21 protein-coding genes are annotated in these 19,268 nt (G+C 58.4%); 15 read left to right on the forward strand and 6 right to left on the reverse strand.

Going from position 1 to position 19,268, the window contains the following annotated elements:
* Positions 1–403: 403 nt before the first annotated feature.
* Positions 404–895, reverse strand: coding sequence for a methylated-DNA--[protein]-cysteine S-methyltransferase (locus AB5Y85_RS08525; protein WP_257686761.1), 492 nt, complete (start codon positions 893–895; stop codon positions 404–406).
* Positions 896–927: 32 nt separating this feature from the next.
* Positions 928–1,344 (reverse strand): alternative ribosome rescue aminoacyl-tRNA hydrolase ArfB, encoded by a 417-nt coding sequence (gene arfB, locus AB5Y85_RS08530; RefSeq protein WP_139430011.1) that lies wholly within the window; start codon positions 1,342–1,344, stop codon positions 928–930.
* A 201-nt stretch (positions 1,345–1,545) separates the two neighbouring features.
* Between arfB and glnK the strand changes: the two genes are divergently transcribed.
* From glnK to AB5Y85_RS08555, 5 genes are all read left to right on the forward strand, one after another.
* Entirely contained in the window at positions 1,546–1,884 is a 339-nt protein-coding gene (gene glnK, locus AB5Y85_RS08535) for a P-II family nitrogen regulator (protein ID WP_005341406.1), read from the forward strand.
* A 258-nt stretch (positions 1,885–2,142) separates the two neighbouring features.
* Positions 2,143–3,150 (forward strand): Fe(3+) ABC transporter substrate-binding protein, encoded by a 1,008-nt coding sequence (locus AB5Y85_RS08540; RefSeq protein ID WP_005340374.1) that lies wholly within the window; start codon positions 2,143–2,145, stop codon positions 3,148–3,150.
* Between the two features lie 39 nt (positions 3,151–3,189).
* Positions 3,190–4,815, forward strand: coding sequence for an ABC transporter permease (locus AB5Y85_RS08545; protein WP_368221329.1), 1,626 nt, complete (start codon positions 3,190–3,192; stop codon positions 4,813–4,815).
* A 79-nt stretch (positions 4,816–4,894) separates the two neighbouring features.
* Entirely contained in the window at positions 4,895–5,929 is a 1,035-nt protein-coding gene (locus AB5Y85_RS08550; protein ID WP_368221330.1) for an ABC transporter ATP-binding protein, read from the forward strand.
* 103 nt (positions 5,930–6,032) lie between these two features.
* Complete coding sequence (locus tag AB5Y85_RS08555) at positions 6,033–6,938, forward strand: Dyp-type peroxidase (RefSeq protein WP_368221331.1); 906 nt, start codon at positions 6,033–6,035, stop codon at positions 6,936–6,938.
* Between the two features lie 90 nt (positions 6,939–7,028).
* On the opposite strand, the gene argR is transcribed toward AB5Y85_RS08555, so the two are convergent.
* The gene (argR, locus tag AB5Y85_RS08560; protein WP_005340378.1) at positions 7,029–7,499 is read right to left on the reverse strand and encodes a transcriptional regulator ArgR; all 471 of its coding nucleotides are present in this window, start codon (positions 7,497–7,499) and stop codon (positions 7,029–7,031) included.
* A 201-nt stretch (positions 7,500–7,700) separates the two neighbouring features.
* Between argR and AB5Y85_RS08565 the strand changes: the two genes are divergently transcribed.
* From AB5Y85_RS08565 to AB5Y85_RS08590, 6 genes are all read left to right on the forward strand, one after another.
* Positions 7,701–8,441 carry an ATP-binding cassette domain-containing protein gene (locus tag AB5Y85_RS08565; protein ID WP_160881760.1) on the forward strand — a complete coding sequence of 247 codons (741 nt, stop codon included), beginning with the start codon at positions 7,701–7,703 and terminating at the stop codon, positions 8,439–8,441.
* 24 nt (positions 8,442–8,465) lie between these two features.
* Positions 8,466–9,203: a transporter substrate-binding domain-containing protein gene (locus AB5Y85_RS08570; protein ID WP_368221332.1), complete on the forward strand. Its 738-nt coding sequence runs from the start codon at positions 8,466–8,468 to the stop codon at positions 9,201–9,203.
* Between the two features lie 3 nt (positions 9,204–9,206).
* A complete protein-coding gene (artQ, locus tag AB5Y85_RS08575; protein ID WP_043826111.1) occupies positions 9,207–9,857 on the forward strand; it encodes an arginine ABC transporter permease ArtQ in 651 nt (216 codons plus the stop codon).
* Positions 9,858–9,860: 3 nt separating this feature from the next.
* Entirely contained in the window at positions 9,861–10,523 is a 663-nt protein-coding gene (gene artM / locus AB5Y85_RS08580; protein WP_005348902.1) for an arginine ABC transporter permease ArtM, read from the forward strand.
* A 221-nt stretch (positions 10,524–10,744) separates the two neighbouring features.
* Positions 10,745–11,680 carry a malate dehydrogenase gene (gene mdh, locus AB5Y85_RS08585; RefSeq protein ID WP_005340384.1) on the forward strand — a complete coding sequence of 312 codons (936 nt, stop codon included), beginning with the start codon at positions 10,745–10,747 and terminating at the stop codon, positions 11,678–11,680.
* A gap of 395 nt (positions 11,681–12,075) precedes the next feature.
* Entirely contained in the window at positions 12,076–12,660 is a 585-nt protein-coding gene (locus tag AB5Y85_RS08590) for a tetratricopeptide repeat protein (protein ID WP_026034955.1), read from the forward strand.
* Between the two features lie 100 nt (positions 12,661–12,760).
* On the opposite strand, the gene hmpA is transcribed toward AB5Y85_RS08590, so the two are convergent.
* Positions 12,761–13,954, reverse strand: a complete 1,194-nt coding sequence (gene hmpA / locus AB5Y85_RS08595) for an NO-inducible flavohemoprotein (RefSeq protein ID WP_368221333.1) — start codon at positions 13,952–13,954, stop codon at positions 12,761–12,763.
* A 111-nt stretch (positions 13,955–14,065) separates the two neighbouring features.
* Between hmpA and AB5Y85_RS08600 the strand changes: the two genes are divergently transcribed.
* Entirely contained in the window at positions 14,066–14,536 is a 471-nt protein-coding gene (locus AB5Y85_RS08600) for an Rrf2 family transcriptional regulator (RefSeq protein WP_005340388.1), read from the forward strand.
* Positions 14,537–14,576: 40 nt separating this feature from the next.
* On the opposite strand, the gene AB5Y85_RS08605 is transcribed toward AB5Y85_RS08600, so the two are convergent.
* Both AB5Y85_RS08605 and ccsA read right to left on the reverse strand, forming a co-directional pair.
* A complete protein-coding gene (locus AB5Y85_RS08605; protein ID WP_005348906.1) occupies positions 14,577–15,857 on the reverse strand; it encodes an HlyC/CorC family transporter in 1,281 nt (426 codons plus the stop codon).
* Positions 15,858–15,899: 42 nt separating this feature from the next.
* Positions 15,900–16,688: an inner membrane protein YpjD gene (gene ccsA / locus AB5Y85_RS08610; RefSeq protein WP_005340390.1), complete on the reverse strand. Its 789-nt coding sequence runs from the start codon at positions 16,686–16,688 to the stop codon at positions 15,900–15,902.
* A gap of 202 nt (positions 16,689–16,890) precedes the next feature.
* On the opposite strand from ccsA, the gene ffh reads away from it, so the two are divergent.
* The 3 genes from ffh to rimM all read left to right on the forward strand — a co-directional run bounded on the left by ffh (position 16,891) and on the right by rimM (position 19,239).
* Entirely contained in the window at positions 16,891–18,267 is a 1,377-nt protein-coding gene (ffh, locus tag AB5Y85_RS08615; protein ID WP_005357987.1) for a signal recognition particle protein, read from the forward strand.
* Positions 18,268–18,444: 177 nt separating this feature from the next.
* A complete protein-coding gene (rpsP, locus tag AB5Y85_RS08620) occupies positions 18,445–18,693 on the forward strand; it encodes a 30S ribosomal protein S16 (protein ID WP_005340392.1) in 249 nt (82 codons plus the stop codon).
* A gap of 24 nt (positions 18,694–18,717) precedes the next feature.
* Positions 18,718–19,239, forward strand: a complete 522-nt coding sequence (rimM, locus tag AB5Y85_RS08625; RefSeq protein WP_005340394.1) for a ribosome maturation factor RimM — start codon at positions 18,718–18,720, stop codon at positions 19,237–19,239.
* Positions 19,240–19,268: the final 29 nt, after the last annotated feature.

The following is a 19,268-nucleotide window of genomic DNA, read 5'->3' on the forward strand; positions in this document are numbered from 1 at the left end:
CTCCTCGGCGCCGGAGCTGCAGTTCCTGCCCCAGAGCGAGTAGCCAGCTGTTACGTCAGAGGCGAAGGATGATCCTTCGCCTCGTGGTTTTTGGGCTGGTGCAGATTTTGTGGCGTTCAGGCCACTCAACCCGGGTGGTGGCCTGTTGTGTCGGCACAAAAAAAGCGCCTCAGAGGAGGCGCGGGGAAAAGACAGATTGGAAGCGTCACATGGGTGCTACTTGAATCAGCGAATGAGCCGTGCCATTCAAGTATGGAGCCATCATGCCAAGCTCAATCTGAAGTAGTTCTGAGGCGATTCTTCATTTTCTGTTCATCTTGTCAGCAAAGCGTGGCCACTGGCAGAAAGCCTTTTCATTCTGGCCACGATATTGTCCATTCCCTCTCCACGGGGGCTCATCGTGTCATGGGGCCAGCTCGAATGTTGTGCCTGTCTGTTCCAGAGCCAGCAACCAGCGCTTGATGGGAATGCCGCCAGCATAGCCGGTCAGATCGCCGCTGCGTCCGATCACCCGATGGCAGGGTACTATGATGCTCAGCGGATTGCGGCCATTGGCAGCGCCTACCGCCCGCACAGCCTTGGGATTGCCGATAGCCTGGGCAATCTCGAGATAGCTGACGGTCTCGCCATAGGGGATATCGCACAAAGCGTTCCACACCGATTGTTGAAACGGGGTGCCCTTCGTTGCCATGGGCAGATCGAACTGCTGCAATTTTCCGGCGAAATAGGCGGTGAACTGCTCGACGAAAGGAGCAAGAGCCAGGTCATCACGCAGCCACTCATCGGTCGGAGTTACCGGCTGCTCCCCCTGCACGAACTCCACATAGCGCAGGCCATCCTGATCGATGGCGACCAGCAGCGGGCCGCGGGCGCTGTCGCAAAAACTGTATCTCATCGGCTGACATCCTTTGGGAGTTGGGGGTTGGCTCAGTCCAGAACCGGTTTGCCGCGGGCGGATTTGATATCCCCCTTGCGCTTTTTGGCATCGACCCGTTTGCGCTGGGAGCTGCGGGTCGGCTTGGTGGCATGGCGGGCCTTGGGGCGCCAGGCGGCCTTCTTCAGCAACTCCACCAGGCGGTTCATCGCCTCCTTGCGGTTCATGTCCTGGCTGCGATGGCTCTCGACCCGGATCAGGATAAAGCCATCGTGTACCCGGCTATCGCTCAGCTTGTCGAGACCCTCCTTGTAGAGGGGCGTCAGGCTGGGAGAGTTGCGGTAATCGAAGCGCAACCAGACGGCGGAGTCGGTCTTGTTGACGTGCTGTCCACCGTTGCCCTGTGCCCGCATGGTCTGAAATTGCAACTCATGCCAGGGAATCGTGACGCTGTTGGAGATAACTAACATGCTGTTTTGCTCTTGTTTGGTGCATACCCGCTGACCGCTGCAGCATGGTGCCTCATTATGGGGCGTGCTGGCCGGTTATGGGGATGTGCCTGACGAATGGCGCAGGCATTAAACTCTATCTATATGAAATAAAACAATAAAAATACTTGGCATAAGAATTGAAACCCGATTCATGACACACCATGGATTGGGAGCAACCAGATGAAGCTGATTAGTGCGATTATCAAACCGTTCAAGTTGGACGATGTCCGCGAGGCTATTGCCAACCTGGGGGTGGAAGGGCTGACCGTGTCCGAGGTCAAGGGATTTGGCCGCCAGAAGGGACACACCGAATTATACCGGGGAGCCGAGTATCAGGTCGACTTCCTGCCCAAGGTGAAGCTGGAGATTGCTACCGCCGATGATAACGTGGAAGGGGTGATCGAGGCGATCTGCAAGGCGGCCTATACCGGCAAGATCGGCGACGGCAAGATTTTTGTCTACGACTTGCTGCAAGCGGTGCGCATCCGTACCGGCGAGAGTGACGACGAGGCGCTGTGATGAACCGCATCCGTGACGTACAGATCTGTTGACCTCCCGATCTCGGGGAATCCCGATGGAGTGAGCGCTTATTGAAGCCTGATCAACATAACGTTTTGCTCAGAAGAGGCCGAATGGGATTCCATCCGGCCCTTTTCATTTATGGGCGATTAAATATGTGATGTGGCGACGGCGAGCTTTCTTGATCCGCTTATAAGATGTATGCAGAATGCAAACGGAAATCGTTATCACTCTGTATAGCTAATCAAGGAATGGATGATGAAAATGAAGATGTTGGCACTGGCTTTCTCTGCGTTGGCAGCTCAGTCGGCATTGGCGGCCGGGGAAGTGAATGTCTACTCCAACCGGCAGGATGAGCTGATCAAGCCCATCATCCAGCAGTTCGAGAAGGAATCTGGCATCAAGGTGAACGTGGTGTTCGCCAAAGAGGGATTGAACGAGCGTCTGGAGCGGGAAGGCAAGCTATCTCCGGCCGACCTGATGCTGACCGTTGATATCAGCCGTCTGACCGATCTGGTGGACAAAGGGCTGGTGCAGCCGGTGGATAGCAAGATCCTGCAGGAGAACATCCCCGCTATCTATCGTGATCCGGAGAATCGCTGGTTCGCCCTGACCACCCGGGTTCGCGCCATCTACTCCAGCAAGGATCGCCTCGGCAAGCTCGACACCATCAGCTACGAAGATCTGGCCAAGCCTGAATTCAAAGGAAAAATCTGCACCCGCAGCGGCAAGCATGAGTACAATGTGGCGCTGGTCTCCTCCATGATTGCCCATCACGGCATGGCCGAGACCAAAACCTGGCTGGAAGGGGTCAAGGCCAACCTGGCGCGCAAGCCGCAGGGCAACGACCGGGATCAGGTCAAGGCGATCAAGGATGGTATCTGTGACGTGTCGCTCGGCAACAGCTACTATCTGGGCGCCATGTTGAAAGATCCGGCGCAGAAGTCCTGGGCGGATGCGGTCTATATCAACTTCCCGAACCAGGCTGACCGCGGTGCCCACGTCAACGTGAGCGGCGTGGCCATGACCAAATATGCCAAGAACAAGGCCGAGGCCCAGAAGCTGATGGAGTTTCTGGCTGGTGACACCGCCCAGCACATGTATGCAGACGTGAACGCCGAATATCCGGTCAAGGCCGGAGTCGAGCCTTCCGCCATGGTCAAGTCCTGGGGCAGTTTCAAGTCTGACGCACTACCGGTCAGCGATTACGCCAAGCACCGCAAGGACGCCTTGCAGTTGCTGGATGAAGTGAAGTTCGATTTGTAATCAGATGGGGCCAACGGCCCCATCAACATCTGTGGTCTCATGAAAAATTTTGGATGGATGACCGGCAGCTGGGCCATCGCCCTGCTGCTGGGTTTACCGGTTATAGCCCTGCTTTTCTCTGCCTTCTCGGCTGAGGGAGATCTCTTTCGCCACCTCGCCGATACCGTGCTGCTCGATTATTTGGGCAATACCCTGGGGCTGGTGGTCGGCGTGGTGCTGCTCAGCCTGCTGTTTGGCGTACCCACCGCCTGGCTGGTGGCCATGTGTCAGGTGCCGGGGCGGCGCGCTCTGCAGTGGGCTTTGATGCTGCCAATGGCCATGCCCTCCTATATCGTCGCCTACGTCTATACCGACCTGCTCGACTATTCGGGCCCGCTACAGGCCGGGTTGCGAGCACTCTTTGGCTGGAACAGTCCGGCCGATTACTGGTTTCCGGCCATTCGCTCCCTTGGCGGCGCCGCCTGGGTGCTGGCGCTGGTGCTGTTCCCCTATGTCTATCTGCTGACCCGCGCCTCTTTTCTCGAGCAGTCAGTCAGCCTGATCCACTCCAGCCGCCTGCTCGGCTGTACGCCGTGGCAGAGCTTTCGTCGCCTCAGTCTGCCGCTGGCGCGCCCCGCCATCATGGTGGCGGTATCGCTGGTGGCCATGGAGACGCTGGCCGATTTCGCCACTGTCCACTTTTTTGCCATCAACACCCTGACCACTGCGGTCTACGACACCTGGCTCGGCTATGGCAGTCTGGCCACTGCGGCGAAACTCTCCTGCCTGATGTTGCTGGTTGTGGTGCTGTTGATCGCGCTGGAGCGCCGCTCGCGCAGTCGGCAGCAGGTGTTCCAGAAGTCCATGGGCCATGAGCAGCCGCTGCGCTATCCGCTCAAGGGGATGAGGCGCTGGCTAGCTGGTCTCTGGTGCTGGGGGCTGGTGCTGGCCGGTTTTGGCCTGCCGTTCGTCATCCTGCTCGATTATGGGGTGCGCTACTTCGCGTTGTCGTGGACACCGGAGTTTGTCCGCTTTGCCGGCAACAGCTTGGCTATCTCGGCGCTGACCGCTCTGCTGGCGATGGGCATCGCCCTGCTGCTAGGCTTCTTCCGCCGCCTTGATGGCGGGATAAAGAGTCTGTTGCCCCTGCGCATCGCCGCCATGGGCTACGCCATGCCGGGTACCGTGCTCGCCATCGGGGTGCTGGTGCCGCTCACCGCCCTCGACTTTGCCATCAACGATCTGGCCGAGTGGCTGGGGCGTCAGGGGCCGGGGCTGTTGCTGACCGGTACCATCACCGCCATCGTGTTCGGCTATCTGGTGCGCTTCGTGGCCATCGCCATCGGCTCGGTGGAGAGCAGCATGGGCAAGATCTCCCCCAGCCTCGACATGGCGGCCCGCTCTCTGGGGCAAGGGGATGGCGGCATGCTGCGGCGGGTTCATCTGCCGCTGGTGCGCCGGGGTCTGTTTGCCGGTGCCATGCTGGTATTCATCGAATCCATGAAGGAGCTGCCTGCCGCTCTGCTGCTGCGGCCCTTCAACTTCGATACCCTGGCGACCCACGTCTACCAATTCGTCTCGGACGAGATGCTGGAGCGCGGCGCGCTCGGGGCCATCGTCATCGTGCTGGTGGGACTGTTGCCGCTGATCTGGGTCAACCGCAGTCTGGACACTCCGGGCCACTGAGTCGCCACGTCGGCCAATGATATTGCATGCGGTGCGCTGAAAAAGGCCGCGCACCGCCAGAAACGAGAGGAAGTCAGCCTTGTCCTGTTTGCAGGTTGAAAATGTCAGCTGCCGTTATAACGGCCGCAATGTGCTGGAACAGCTCTCCCTGACGGTGGCAGACAACGAGATCGTCTGCCTGCTGGGAGCCAGTGGCTGCGGCAAAACCACGCTGCTCAAGGCCATCGCCGGGCTGCTGCCGCTGGCCGATGGCTCGATTCGCCTCGGCGATACCCTGCTCGACGGGCCGGGTGCCAGCGTGCCGCCCGAGGCGCGCAACATCGGTATGATCTTTCAGGATTACGCCCTCTTCCCCCACCTGACGGTGGCCGACAACGTCGGTTTCGGTCTGACCAAATTCGATCGCCGCGCCCGCCAGCAGCAGGTTGACGAGGCGTTGGCGCTGGTCAATCTGCAGGGGCTGGGGGAGCGTTATCCGCACCAGCTCTCCGGCGGCCAGCAGCAGCGGGTGGCCATCGCCCGGGCGCTGGTGTGCAAGCCACGGCTGATGCTGCTGGATGAGCCCTTCTCCAACATCGACACCCAGGTGCGGATGAAGTTGATCCTCGAGATCCGCGCCCTGCTCAAGCAGCAGGGGATCGGCGCCATCTTCGTCAGCCACAGCAAGGAGGAGGCGTTTGCCTTCGCCGATCGGCTGGCGTTGTTTCGCGCCGGTCACATCGAACAGGTGGGGCAGCCGGAGCAGCTCTATCGCCGCCCGCAAAACCGTTTCGTGGCGGAGTTTCTCGGCGGGGTCAACTATCTGGCCGCCGAGGTGGTGGACAGCCACTGTGTACAGACGGCACTCGGGGTCATTTGTGGCAGTGAGCCTCATGGCCGGGCGGTGGGTGAGCAGTTGCAGCTGATGCTCAGACCCCAGCAGTTGTTGCTGGAGAGCGCCGCAGATGGGGAGCTCAAGGTGGTGGAGCAGCAGTTCCTCGGCCACCACTGCCGGGTGCTGTTCGAGTGTGGCGATCTGCAGCTGGAGGCGAGCATTGGCGAGCCCCTTGAAGGGATGCGAGCACGGATCAAGGTCGCTCCCCATGTGCTGGTGTTGTTTGCCCCTTTGCCCTGAACGCGTGATATCGTCGTGAAATCAAAGAACTGGATTCACTCTGGTTTATAATCGCGCAACGCAAATAGCCCGTAACGCTAACGCCTATTCAGGGGAGAGATATATGAAAGCCCAAGCCGGGATCTGCGCAGAGCCGAATCTGCACGCCCTCTATCTGATGTTCAATCGTACCGGCGATGCCGCCGAACTAGTCGGCCGTCTGGCCAAACTGCCCGCCTTGTGGCAGGCGGTCGCCGCCGATTTCCCTGATGCCGGTTTCAGCGGTCTGGTTGCCGTTGGCGCCGATGCCTGGGATGGTCTCTACCCTGCCGCCCGTCCGCCCCAGTTCCGCAGCTTTATGGCGCAATCCGCCAACGGTCAGGAAGCCCCCAACACCCCGTTTGATCTCTTCATTCAGCTGCGTGCCGATCGGGTGGACGTGCTGCATCACGCCGGTCACCGCGTGATGGCGCTGCTGGCTGGCGTGGTTGAGCTGGCCGAAGAGGTGCGCGGTTTCCGCAATCTGGATTGCCGTGACCTGACCGGTTTCGTCGACGGCACCGAGAACCCGCAGGATGAGCATCGCGCCGAAGTGGCGCTGCTGGCCGAGGGCGAGTTTGCCGGTGGCTCCTACATTCATGTCCAGCGCTGGGTACACGCCATGAGCGACTGGGAGAAGCTGGCGCAAAAAGAGCAGGAAGACATTATCGGTCGCACCAAGCCCGACAACATCGAGTATGAGTCTGCCGCCAAACCGCTGACCGCCCACATCAAGCGGGTCAACCTCAAGACGCCGAAAGGGGAGTCTATGGAGATCCTGCGCCAGAGCATGCCCTGGGGCACCATGACCGAGCAGGGACTCTACTTCATCTCCTGCTGCCGCACACCGCAGCACTTCAACGCCATGCTGGCCAGCATGTACAAGGGAGAGGGCAGCCACTTCGATCACCTGTTGCGCTTTACCAAGGCGGTGACCGGCGCGGCTTTCTTCGCCCCATCGGAAGGTTTTCTGATGGCGCAGGGCAAATAAGCCCGCCTGACGAAGCTGCAGAAAACAAAAATCCCGGCCTTGGCCGGGATTTTTCGTTCTGGTGTGGCCGCTATGACGCGGTGGCCACCATTACGGGGTCTGTTCGAACAGCTCGAGGGCGGAGAGGTAGAGCTCTTCGATATCGGTATCGCTGGTCGGTGTGATGAAAATGGTGTCATCACCGGCGATGGTGCCGAGGATCCCCTCTGCCTTGCCGAGGGAGTCGAGCAGGCGGGCGATCAGCTGGGCTGCGCCCGGGCTGGTGTGGATCACCACCAGTGCGCCGTTGTGATCGACGTCCAGCACCAGATTCTTGAGCGGGCTGGAGGTGGTGGGCACGCCCAGTTCCACCGGCAGGCAGTAGACCATCTCCATCTTGGCATTGCGAGTGCGAACGGCGCCGAAGCGGCTCAGCATGCGCGATACCTTGGACTGGTTGATGTTCTCGAAGCCCAGCTCTTGCAGGGCGGTGACGATTTCTGCCTGGGAGCCAAAGCGCTCTTCTTTCAGCAAGGCTTTAAAGGCCTTGGCCAGTTTTTCTTGCTTGTCGTTGTGTTTCATCTTGGTCTCACGAATGAGGAGGTGTGGCGGCCTGTGCGATACAGGCGGCAGATACGAACAGCGGGGCCATTTTGCATTCATATGCCGTTTTTTGCAAGGAAGCGGCGCTTGTTCTGCATATTGATTCAAAAATGGCTTGCATCAACCTTTATTAGGGATAGAATCGGGATGAAATTTTGAAAACTTATTCAATTGGGCTGTATGGGTATTGAATTAATAGGTATCGAGAAGTCCTGGCACAAGGTGCCGGTTCTGCAACAGGTCAGCTTTCGGACATCCCCCGGTGAAACCTTGGTGTTGCTGGGCCCGAGCGGTGCTGGCAAGAGTTCCCTGCTACGGATGATGAACCTGCTGGATACCCCGGATGCGGGTGTTCTGCGGATTGGCGAAAGTGAATTTTCTTTCCCGATCTCCCTCTCAGCTGCCGAATTCAACCGCCAGTCCCAACTGCTGCGTCGCAAGGTGGGCATGGTGTTCCAGCAGTACAATCTCTGGCCACATCTCACTGTGATGGAGAATCTGATTGAAGCGCCGGTCAAGGTGCTTGGCATGAGCAAGGAGGCCGCCATCGAGAAGGGGGCCTATCTGCTGGCCCAGCTGCAACTGGCCGACAAGCGCGATGCCTGGCCGGCACGTCTCTCCGGCGGTCAGCAGCAGCGGGTGGCCATTGCCCGTACTCTGATGATGGACCCGGAAGTGTTGCTGTTTGACGAGCCGACTGCTGCCCTCGATCCCGAGATCACCAAGGAGGTGGCCGAGATCATCCGCAACCTGAGCCAGACCGGCATTACCCAAGTGGTGGTGACCCACGAGGTCGACTTTGCCCGCAAGGTGGCCAGTCAGGTGATTTATCTGGAGAAGGGGCGGATCATCGAATCCGGCACCGCTGCCATTTTCCAATCCCCGCAAACCAGCCGGTTTGCCGAATTCTTGATGCATTGATATTGAATCGATAAGGAAGCTGTCATGAAAAAGAGTCTGTTGTTGGTTGCTGTCATGGGCCTGTTGAGTACCTCCGTCATGGCCAAAGAGATCAAGTTCGCCACCGAGGCCACCTACGCGCCGTTCGAATACCTGGATGACAAGAACGAGTTTCAGGGTTTTGACATCGATCTGGCCCGCGCCATCTGCGAGCAGGCCAAGCTGGAGTGCAGCTTCCACAACCAGGCCTTTGACAGCCTGATCCCCAGCCTCAAATTCCGTCGCTATGATGCCGCCATCGCCGCCATGGACGTGACCCCGGAGCGCTCCGCTCAGGTCGATTTCTCCGACATCTATTACGAGAACTCGGCAGTATTCGTCGCCAAGAAAGGGGCCTTCAAGGGGCCGGAAGAGATGGTCGACAAGACTGTCGGTGTGCAGAACGGTACCTCTCACCAGTCCTATCTGGTGGATAACTGGGTGAGCAAGGGTCTGCTGACCGTGCCGTACGCCAGCTACCAGAGCGCCTTCCTCGACATGATGAATGGCCGTACCGACGGTGTCTTTGCCGATACCGCCGTTGCTGCCGATTGGCTGAAGCAGCACAAGGAGTATGCGGTGGTGGGTGCGCCGGTGACCGATGCCAAGTACTTCGGTACCGGCTTTGGCATCGCGGTCGCCAAGGGCAATCAGGAGCTGCTGACCCAGTTGAACAAGGGGCTGGCCGAGATAAAGGCCAACGGCACCTATCAGAAAATTTTCGACAAATACTTCGCGCAGTAAGCCATGTTGAGCCTGTTGTTGGATGCAGCCTGGATGACCCTCGGGCTGGCCTTGGCATCACTGGTCGGGGGCATGGTATTGGCACTGGCGTTCAGTGCCGCCGAGCTCAGCAAACAGCGTGCGCTGGTGTGGCCGGTGGCCACTCTGACCACGCTGATCCGTGGCCTGCCCGAGTTGCTGGTGGTGCTGTTCATCTACTTCGGTTCGACCCAGGTGCTGTTCCTTATCACTGGCGAGTATGTGGAGTTCAGTCCGTTCGCCTGTGGCGTGCTGGCGCTCTCCCTGCTGTTCGCCAGCTATGCGACCCAGACCCTGCGGGCGGCGCTCAATGCGGTGCCTTCAGGTCAACGGCTGGCGGCGCTGGCGCTGGGTTTGAGCAAGAGCCACATCTTTTTTCGCATCGTGTTGCCGCAGGCGTGGCGCCACGCCTTGCCGGGCCTCGGCAACCAGTGGCTGGTATTGCTGAAAGATACCGCGCTGGTGTCGCTTATCGGGGTCAACGAGATGATGCGTCAGGCGCAGATGGCCTCGGCCAGTACCTATGAGCCTTTCACCTGGTATGCCGCTGCGGCCCTCATCTATCTGGCTATCAGTCTGGTGAGCGAGTACGGCCTCGGGCTGGCTGCCCGCTACACCCGCCGCTACGGAGGATAACCGATGCAAGAGTATCTCGTTACGTTGCTGGGCGGTCTGGTCACCACGCTGGAGCTGACCCTGTTCAGTCTGCTGCTGGGGATTGTGTTGGCGGCCCTGATGACCTGGGTGCTGGAGCTGCGCCTGCCGGTGGCGACCCAGCTGGTGCAGCTGTGGGTGCTGCTCTTTACCGGTACGCCGCTGCTCATTCAGATCTTCCTGATTTACTACGGGCCGGGTCAGTTTGAGTGGCTGAAAGCCAGCCCGCTCTGGCCGCTGCTCAAGCAGCCCTGGTTCTGCGCCGTGCTGGCGCTGGGTCTCAACACGGCGGCTTACTCTACCCGGTTGTTCAAGGGGGCGCTCGATGCCATCCCGGCCGGTGAAGTAGAGGCGTGTCGTGCGCTTGGCTTTAACGGCCGCCAGACCTTGTGGATGAAGGTGCGCCATGCCGCCCGTCATCTGGTGCCTGCCTACTCCAACGAGGTGATTCTGGTGCTCAAGGGGAGCTCCCTCGCCAGTACCATCACCATCATGGACATCATGGGGCTGGCGCAGGGGTTGAACGCCCAGACCTACGATACCCTGGCTGTGTTCGGGGTGGCTGGTGGGCTTTATCTGGCGATGAACGGATTGTTAACAATTGGTTTTCGCTGGTGTGAAAAACGGGCGCTGGCATTCCAATCCTGAGACCCTCAGATCTACCTCTTTATGGTAAGGAGAAGTGCAGAAAAACTGTGCTTCTCCTCCAACTTTTTGTATTTCCCTCCAATTTTTGCTCCCGCATGTTTCGTGGCTCACAGAACCCGTGACTGCAACTGTTATCAGATTGTTTTTTATGGGGGGATCCATTAAGGTTGGGCGCACAACAACAAACAACCTTAAACCTACGCTTAAACATGGAGTTGATCATGAAAGTTGCCGTTCTGGGTGCCGCTGGTGGCATCGGTCAAGCCCTCGCTCTGCTGTTGAAAAACCGTCTGCCGGCTGGCTCCGAGCTGAGCCTGTATGACATCGCCCCGGTTACTCCGGGTGTGGCCGTTGACCTCAGTCATATTCCTACCGACGTCGCCATCAAGGGCTTCTGCGGTGAAGATCCGACTCCTGCGCTGGTTGGGGCCGATGTGGTGCTGATTTCCGCCGGTGTGGCACGCAAGCCGGGGATGGATCGCTCCGACCTGTTCAATATCAACGCCGGTATCGTCAAGAATCTGGTCGAGAAGTGCGCGGCCACTTGCCCGAAAGCACTGATCGGCATCATCACCAACCCGGTCAACACAACTGTGGCTATCGCCGCCGAAGTGCTGAAGAAAGCCGGTGTCTATGACAAGCGTCGCCTGTTCGGTGTCACCACCCTGGACGTGATCCGCGCCGAGACCTTCGTGGCCGCTGCCAAAGGGTTGAACATCGACAAGGTACGCGTCAACGTGATCGGTGGTCACAGTGGCGTCACCATCCTGCCGCTGCTCTCCCAGATTGAAGGTGCCTCCTTCACTGCTGAAGAAGTTGCAGCCATGACCAAGCGCATCCAGAATGCCGGTACCGAAGTGGTTGAAGCCAAGGCTGGTGGCGGTTCCGCAACCCTCTCCATGGGTCAGGCGGCTTGCCGTTTTGGTCTCTCCCTCATCAAGGGTCTGCAGGGCGAAGCCAACGTTGTCGAGTGTGCCTACGTGGAAGGCAACGGCGAGCACGCCACCTTCTTCGCGCAGCCGGTACTGCTGGGCAAGAACGGCGTCGAAACTGTACTGGATTACGGCAAGCTGAGCGCCTTCGAGCAGGAAGCGATGGAAGGCATGCTGGCTACCCTGAAAGCCGATATCCAGCTGGGTGTCGATTTCGTCAAGTAAGCGGGTCAACCGTGCCAACAAGGGAGCTTCGGCTCCCTTTTGTATTAATGGGAACCGCCCGGCAGGCTAAGGGGATGGGGCTTGGTGCCGATAACAGAGTGCAGCAGGAGATCCTTATGATGAAACCCCTTACCCTTCTCGTTCTTGTCGGTGCATTCACCGCGCCCCTCTATGGTGCCGAGGCGGTATCGGCTGCCGTATCGAGCGATGTGCCTGCAGCAAGTGCATCGGCACCGACCGCAAGCAGTGCTGCGGTGGCAACGGCCCCTGTCTCTGCTGCTACGCCAGCGCCCTCTGAGGCAGTCCCCGTCTTGCTTCCGGCCGAGCCGGTCACACCCGTTGCCAGCAGTGGCGAGGGGGCCGCGCCGCTGCCAAAACCGGTTGAGCCTGCCGCTGTGGTGGCGCCTCCCGCACCTCTGGCCGCAGGCGAGTTGCAGGCGGTGCCGCTCTATCGTCAGGACGAGCTGCTCAACTGGATTGAGCAGGGGCGCCACCTCACTCAGGTTAAACAGGATCGCTGTCAGCTGACTCAGGATATCGAAGCGCGCGCCTCGGTGATGAAGATCCCGGCCTATCAATTCCTCTGGGGGGATATGCTGGCGTGGGGGGTCTGTACCAAATCCAATGCCGAACTCGGGGTGCAATATATGTGGGAGGCGGCCAATCAGGGGTTGGCGCCAGCGCTGGAGCAGTTGGGCCGCTACTACTGGAAAGGAACTTTGGTGCAGAAGGATTTGGTGCGAGCCGAGACCCTGATGCGCGAGGCGGCCAGCCTCGGTTTTCTGCGGGCCCGCATCGAGTGGGTCGAGATGCTGCTGCAGGGGATGGGCAGTCCGCTCGATTATGAGGACGCCTATCGCTGGCTCCATGGCTCCGTCATCGGTGACAAGGCGCTGCACCAGAAGGCGGCGAGTCTGCTCAACCGTCTTGGCAACCGGATGCCGGCCAACGTGGTGGCCCGCGCCAAGGCGATGCACTGATCCAAAAAAAATGACCCACAGATCAGCACCTGTGGGTCCGGTTCCAGCCGCCGTGCCATGACAGGCCGGAACCTCCCTCTGTTATATGGCTGCCCGCGCCTTAGAGATCTTGGTGGGGGCCAAAAACTTCGTAATGGAGCTGCCCCGTTGGTACTCCAGCCGCCAGCAGCTGCCGCCTGATCTCTTGCATGAAGCCGACAGGGCCACAGAAGTAGTAGTGGGCCTCTGGCGTGATGCGCTCCTTCACCACAGTCAGATACATGGTGCCGGCCAAGTCGTAATCTTCACCCTGTACATCGCTGGCCTCCGGCTCCCGATACCAGACCCGGCTCAGCAAGTTGGGATGCTGGCGGGATTTTTGCTTAATATCCTCCCGGAAGGCGTGTACAGCGCCCTGTTCGCAGGCGTGCAGCCAGGTGATCTCTGCCTGATGGCCGCTCGCCAGCAGCTGGTTGAGCATGCTCATCATCGGTGTCACGCCGACACCGGCTGAGAGCAGTACCACCGGGGTCTGGCTGTCGGCTTTCAGGTAGAAATCGCCGGTAGGGGGCATCACCTCGATCTTGTCACCCGCCTGCAGGTGATCGTGCAGCAGGTTGGAGACCTGACCCTGCGGTTCACGCTTGACGCTGATGCGGTAGTCCTGCCCGTTGGGGGCATCGGAGAGGGAGTACTGGCGGATTTCCTGATATTCCAGCTCGGGGTGAACCAGCTTGATGCTGAGGTATTGGCCCGGTTTGAAGGCCAACACTGGCTTGCCATCTTCCGGCGTCAGCAGGAAGGAGGTGATGAGGGCGCTCTCGGCTCGCTTCTCCTTGATGATGAAGGTGCGGGTACCTTGCCAGCCGCCATCCTGATTGGCCTTCTCCTGATAGATCTCCCGCTCGCGGCCGATGAAGATGTCGGCCAGCACGCCATACGCCTTGCCCCAAGCCTCCAGCACCTCGTCGGTGACCGCACTTCCGCCCAATTCTTTGAGCGTGGCCAAGAGATGACTACCTACAATGTGATATTGTTCCGGCTGGATCAGGAATCCGGTATGTTTGTGCGCAATCCGCTCGACCGCACCGGCGAGCGCTCCCAGATTGTCGATATTCTTTGCATACGCGGCGACTGCATTGAACAGGGCCAGCGGCTGGCCGCCACTGCGTTGGTGGGCCAGGTTGAAGATATCTTTCAGCTCCGGGTTATGGCTGAACATCCGCTGGTAGAAGTGCTGGGTGAGGGCAGGGCCTGCCGATTCGAGCAGCGGAATGGTGCTTTTGATGACGGCAACGGTGGTTTGATCTAGCATAGGGGCCTCGTTCTAATTGAACATATAAAATGTCATTTAATAAGTGGCATCCTAGATGTTTATTTGATTTGAATCAATACTCCACTTTTCGCATCGCGCTAATCAGGTTTTATGAGACTAACCAGTTATACAGATTTTGGATTGAGAGCCCTGCTCTATCTTGCCACCCTGCCGGAAGGGGAGTTGTCGAGCGTTGCCAAGGTATCGGCCCTGTATGGCGTTTCCCGCAACCACATGGTGAAGGTGGTCAATCAGCTGGTGAAGCTGGGCTATCTGCAATCCCAGCGGGGCAAGAATGGCGGTATTCGTATGGCTTGCGATCCCGCCACCATCAATATCGGGCAGGTGATCAGGGCGCTGGAAGGCAATCTGGACGGCATTGACTGCGGCTCGCCCGCTTGCCACATCGTCTCTGTCTGTCTGCTCAAGAGTGCGCTGAAAGAGGCGATGGATGCGTTTCTGGCGGTGATGGACAGCTATACGCTGCAAGACCTGCTGGCCAACCGTGACGAGCTACAGAGGGTGTTTGGCGAGTTGATCCCGACGCTGGTGCTGGAGCCGGATGATGAAGATGAACAGTGACGATGAGCAATAGAAAAGGGCTGCCAGTGGCAGCCCTTTTTCAATCTTGCGAATCCGACTCCGCTCGGTATGATGCCGGCATGATCCGCGCCATCTTCACCATGTTGTTCTCCACATCGAGGATCTCGATAGGATAACCGGCCAGCCGGATCCCGATGTTGGGCTGGGGGATCTCCTCCAGATATTCGAGGATCAGACCGTTGAGGGTACGCGGGCCGTCGATGGGCAGATGCCAGTTCATCTCCTTGTTTAGTTCACGAATATTGGCTGAGCCTTCGACCAGATAAGAACCATCTGACTGGGGATGGATCTCGTCGCTCGGCGCTGGCGTCATGGAGGTGGTGAAGTCGCCGACGATCTCTTCCAGAATATCGTCCAGAGTGATTAGACCTTGAATATCGCCGTATTCGTCGACGATCAGGCCAATTCGCTCCTTGTTGCGCTGGAATTTGGCCAACTGCACGTTGAGCGGCGTTCCTTCCGGAATGAAGTAGATCTCGTCCACTTCCCGCAACAGACTCGATTTGTTGAACTGGTCCCTAGCTACCAGCCGCAGGGCATCGCGCGCGTGTAAAAATCCGACAACGTCGTCGATATTGTCGCGATAGAGCAGGATCTTGGTGTGAGCGCAGTGGGCCAGCTGGCGCTGGATGCTCTTCCAGTCGTCGTTGATGTCGATGGCGTAGATATCGCTGCGCGGCACCATGATGTCCTCGACCAGCATCTTGTCGAGATCCAGAATGCTCAGCAGCATCTCCTGATGACGCTGGGGGATCAGGTTACCCGCCTCATTGACGATGGTGCGCAGCTCCTCGGTGTTGAGGGAGTCATCCTTGTTAGGATTGATCTTCAGCATCTTGAGCAGGCCGCTGGTGATGCCGTTGATCAGCCAGACCAGCGGTGAGAGCGGCACCATCAGCCCCTTGAGGATCCAGGAGGCGGGATAGGCGATCTTCTCCGGAAACATGGCGGCCAGGGTCTTGGGGGTCACTTCACCGAATACCAGTACCACCAGGGTCAGCCCGAAGGTGGCGATGGCGACCCCGAGATCACCAAACAGCCGGATACAGACGATGGTGGCGATGGCGGAGGCGAGAATATTGACCAGATTGTTGCCGATCAGGATCAGCCCCAGCAGGCGATCGGGGCGGGCGAGCAGTTGCTCGACGCGACGTGCGGCTTTGTGTTTGGTCTGTGCCAGATGCCGCAGTTTGTAGCGGTTGATGGACATCAGGCCGGTTTCGGCACTGGAGAAAAAGGCGGAAAGAAGGATCAAGATAACGAGAACAATCAGTAATGTACTCGTTGAGATGCTGTCCAAAAAGGGCTCCTGTTGGATGGTATGGCTAAAAGAGTATAGGTGTCAGCTCAACAGCACTTCTTTGACGAAGCGGCTGCCAAAGTAGGCAAGAGTCAGGATGAAGCTGCCGATCAGACTGAGTGTGATGACTTTGCGGCCGCGCCAGCCATAGGTGTGATGACCCCACAGCAGCAACACGTAAACACACCATGCCAGGATGGAGAGCACTGCCTTGTGAGACTTGCCCTGGGCGAACATATCTTCGAGGAAGAAGAGGCCGGAAGCGATGGAGAGTGTCAGCAGCAGCACCCCCGCAGAGATCAACTGGAACAGCCGTTTTTCCACTGTCATCAGTGGCGGCATGGCTGGCAGGTTGCTGATTTTTCGAGATTTAAGCTGCTTGTCCAGACAGGCGAGCTGCAGCGCAAACAGACAGGCGATCATCAATACCGAGTAGGCCATCAGGGCGAGGCCGATGTGCAGCAGCAGCTGGGGGTGGGCCTCCAGATGGGTTATGTAGCGACCCGGGATCAAGGCGCTGGCAGCCAGCAACAGGGCCGAGAAGCTGTAGACCACCGGCAGCAGGATCCAGCCGTTGAAGCGGCGGGTTACGCAAGTCATGAAGCAACTGATAATAAGGCTGACCAGCGAGGCAACGTTGAGCATGCTCAGGTTCTGGCCGTAACTCTGCAATACCTCTGAACCGAGGGCGCTGGCGTGGGCGATCAGGGCCAATCCGATACAGGCAAACAGGGAGCGCTGTCCCACCGGCTTGGCGCTCAGTAACAGATGCAGGGAGGCGATGATGGCCAGCAGATAAAACGCCAGGGCCAGAACAGAGATTACGATCATAACCAGGTCGTTGTTGCACAAGCTTTTGAGGGTAAGAGGGGCAGTATACCTTGCACGAGAAGTGCTCGCCAGTTGTGCAACGGCTGATCTGCCCATATATAGGGAGAAGGTCCCTGCTGCTGCGGTGCGGTGAATAATCGTCCTCGCGCCCGCTCTGGGTTATAATGCCCCCAATTTATTACGCCAAGAACCGGAATCCGTCATGTTTGAGAATTTGACTGAACGACTCTCGCGCACCTTGCGCAATGTCAGTGGCCGTGGTCGCCTGACCGAAGACAATATCAAGGAAACCCTGCGTGAAGTCCGCATGGCGCTGCTCGAGGCGGATGTCGCCCTGCCGGTCGTGCGTGATTTCGTGGCGCGTGTCAAAGAGCGCGCAGTCGGGCAGGAAGTGGCCAAATCCCTGAGCCCGGGCCAGGCATTCATCAAGATTGTGCACGGTGAACTGGTCACCGTAATGGGTGAGGCCAACGAACAGCTCAACCTGGCTGCCCAGCCGCCCGCCATCATCCTGATGGCCGGTCTGCAGGGTGCCGGTAAGACCACTACAGTTGGCAAACTGGCCAAGCTGCTCAAAGAGCGCAGCAAGAAGAAGGTGCTGGTAGTCAGTGCCGACGTCTATCGTCCGGCGGCGATCAAACAGCTGGAAACCTTGGCCAATGACATCGGTGTCGACTTCTTCCCAAGCGATGCCAGCCAGAAGCCGGTCGATATCGCCACCGCCGCCATCGATCAGGCGCGCAAGAAATTCTATGACGTGGTGATCGTCGATACTGCCGGTCGTCTGCACGTTGATAGCGAGATGATGGCCGAGATCCAGGATCTGCATGCCACCATCAAGCCGGTCGAGACCCTGTTCGTGGTGGATGCCATGACCGGTCAGGATGCCGCCAACACCGCCAAGGCGTTCAACGAAGCGCTGCCGCTTACCGGTGTGATCCTCACCAAGGCGGATGGCGACGCCCGTGGTGGTGCCGCGCTGTCGGTACGTCACATCACCGGCAAGCCGGTCAAGTTTATCGGTATGGGCGAAAAAACCGATGCGCTGGAGCCGTTCCACCCGGATCGTCTTGCCTCCCGCATCCTCGGTATGGGCGATGTGCTCTCTCTTATTGAAGAGGTCGAGCGCAACGTCGATAAAGAGAAAGCGGCCAAGCTGGCCAGCAAGGTCAAGAGCGGCAAGGGTTTCGATCTGGAAGATTTCCGCGAGCAGCTGGCCCAAATGCGCAACATGGGCGGTATGATGGGGATGCTCGACAAGCTGCCCGGCATGTCCGGGCTGCCGGATAACGTGAAAGATCAGATGGATGACAAGCTCACTGTGCGAATGGAGGCCATCATCAGCTCCATGACGCCCAAGGAGCGTGCCCACCCCGATCTCATCAAGGGTTCCCGCAAACGCCGTATCGCCGCAGGTTCCGGCATGCAGGTGCAGGATGTGAACAAGCTGCTCAAGCAGTTCACCGAGATGCAGCGCATGATGAAGAAAATGTCCGGTAAAGGCGGCATGCGCAAGATGATGAGCCAGATGAAGAACATGATGCCCCCCGGTTTCGGTGGCGGTCGCGGCCCGTTCTGATCCGGCCTGCGTGTTGATGGGGGTCTGCTGCGGCAGGCCCCTTTTCATTGCAGCTCTGCGCAAAAAATGGCTGGCTTGGTTGCAATTATTACGAATCCAAGTAGAATTACGCGGCTTATTTTAAGCTAGGGTCCGCGTGTTTGCGGGCCTTGTTCATTAGATGTTAATGAGGACGATATGGTAACCATTCGTTTACAACGTGGTGGCGCGAAAAAGCGTCCGTTCTACCAGGTAGTAGTTTCTGACAGCCGTTGCGCCCGTGATGGTCGCTTCATCGAGCGCGTTGGTTTCTTCAACCCGGTTGCTGCTGGTCAAGCTGAAAAGCTGAACCTGGACCTGGCTCGTATCGAGCATTGGGTTGCTACTGGTGCCGCTGTTTCTGACCGCGTTGCCAAGCTGATCAAAGACGCTAAAAAAGCTGCTTAATCAGCCCAACGGTAAGGAGTTAAGGTGGAAAAACCTGTAGTTCTGGGCACCCTGGGTACCGTTTATGGCATCAAGGGCTGGCTTAAAGTGAACTCCTTCACCGATGTTGCCGAAGCGATTTTCGATTACAACCCCTGGCTGATTAATCAGAACGGGGCGTGGCGTGAAATCCGGGTTTCATCCTGGAAACGTCACAACAAGGGTCTGATCTGCAAACTCGATGGTATCGATGTGCGCGAAGATGCCCTGGCATTGACCAATGTCGAGATTGGTGTACCCGCCGATCTGTTGCCTGCGTTGCCTGAAGGTGAGTTCTACTGGCGTGACCTGATTGGTTGCTCCGTGGTGACCACTAAGGGATACGATCTGGGCAAGGTGACCGAATTGATGGAAACCGGCTCCAACGATGTGTTGGTGGTTGAGGCCAATGTAAAAGATGCCTTTGGTGCAAAGGAGCGGTTGATTCCGTTCCTGGAAGAGCAGGTGATCAAGAATATTGATCTGACTGCTCGAACAATCGAAGTTGATTGGGATCCTGGTTTCTAGTTTCCCGCGCTAACACGGGTGCCGGAGGT

Source organism: Aeromonas sp. R3-1 (assembly GCF_040908345.1).
Classification (GTDB): Bacteria; Pseudomonadota; Gammaproteobacteria; order Enterobacterales; family Aeromonadaceae; genus Aeromonas; species Aeromonas veronii.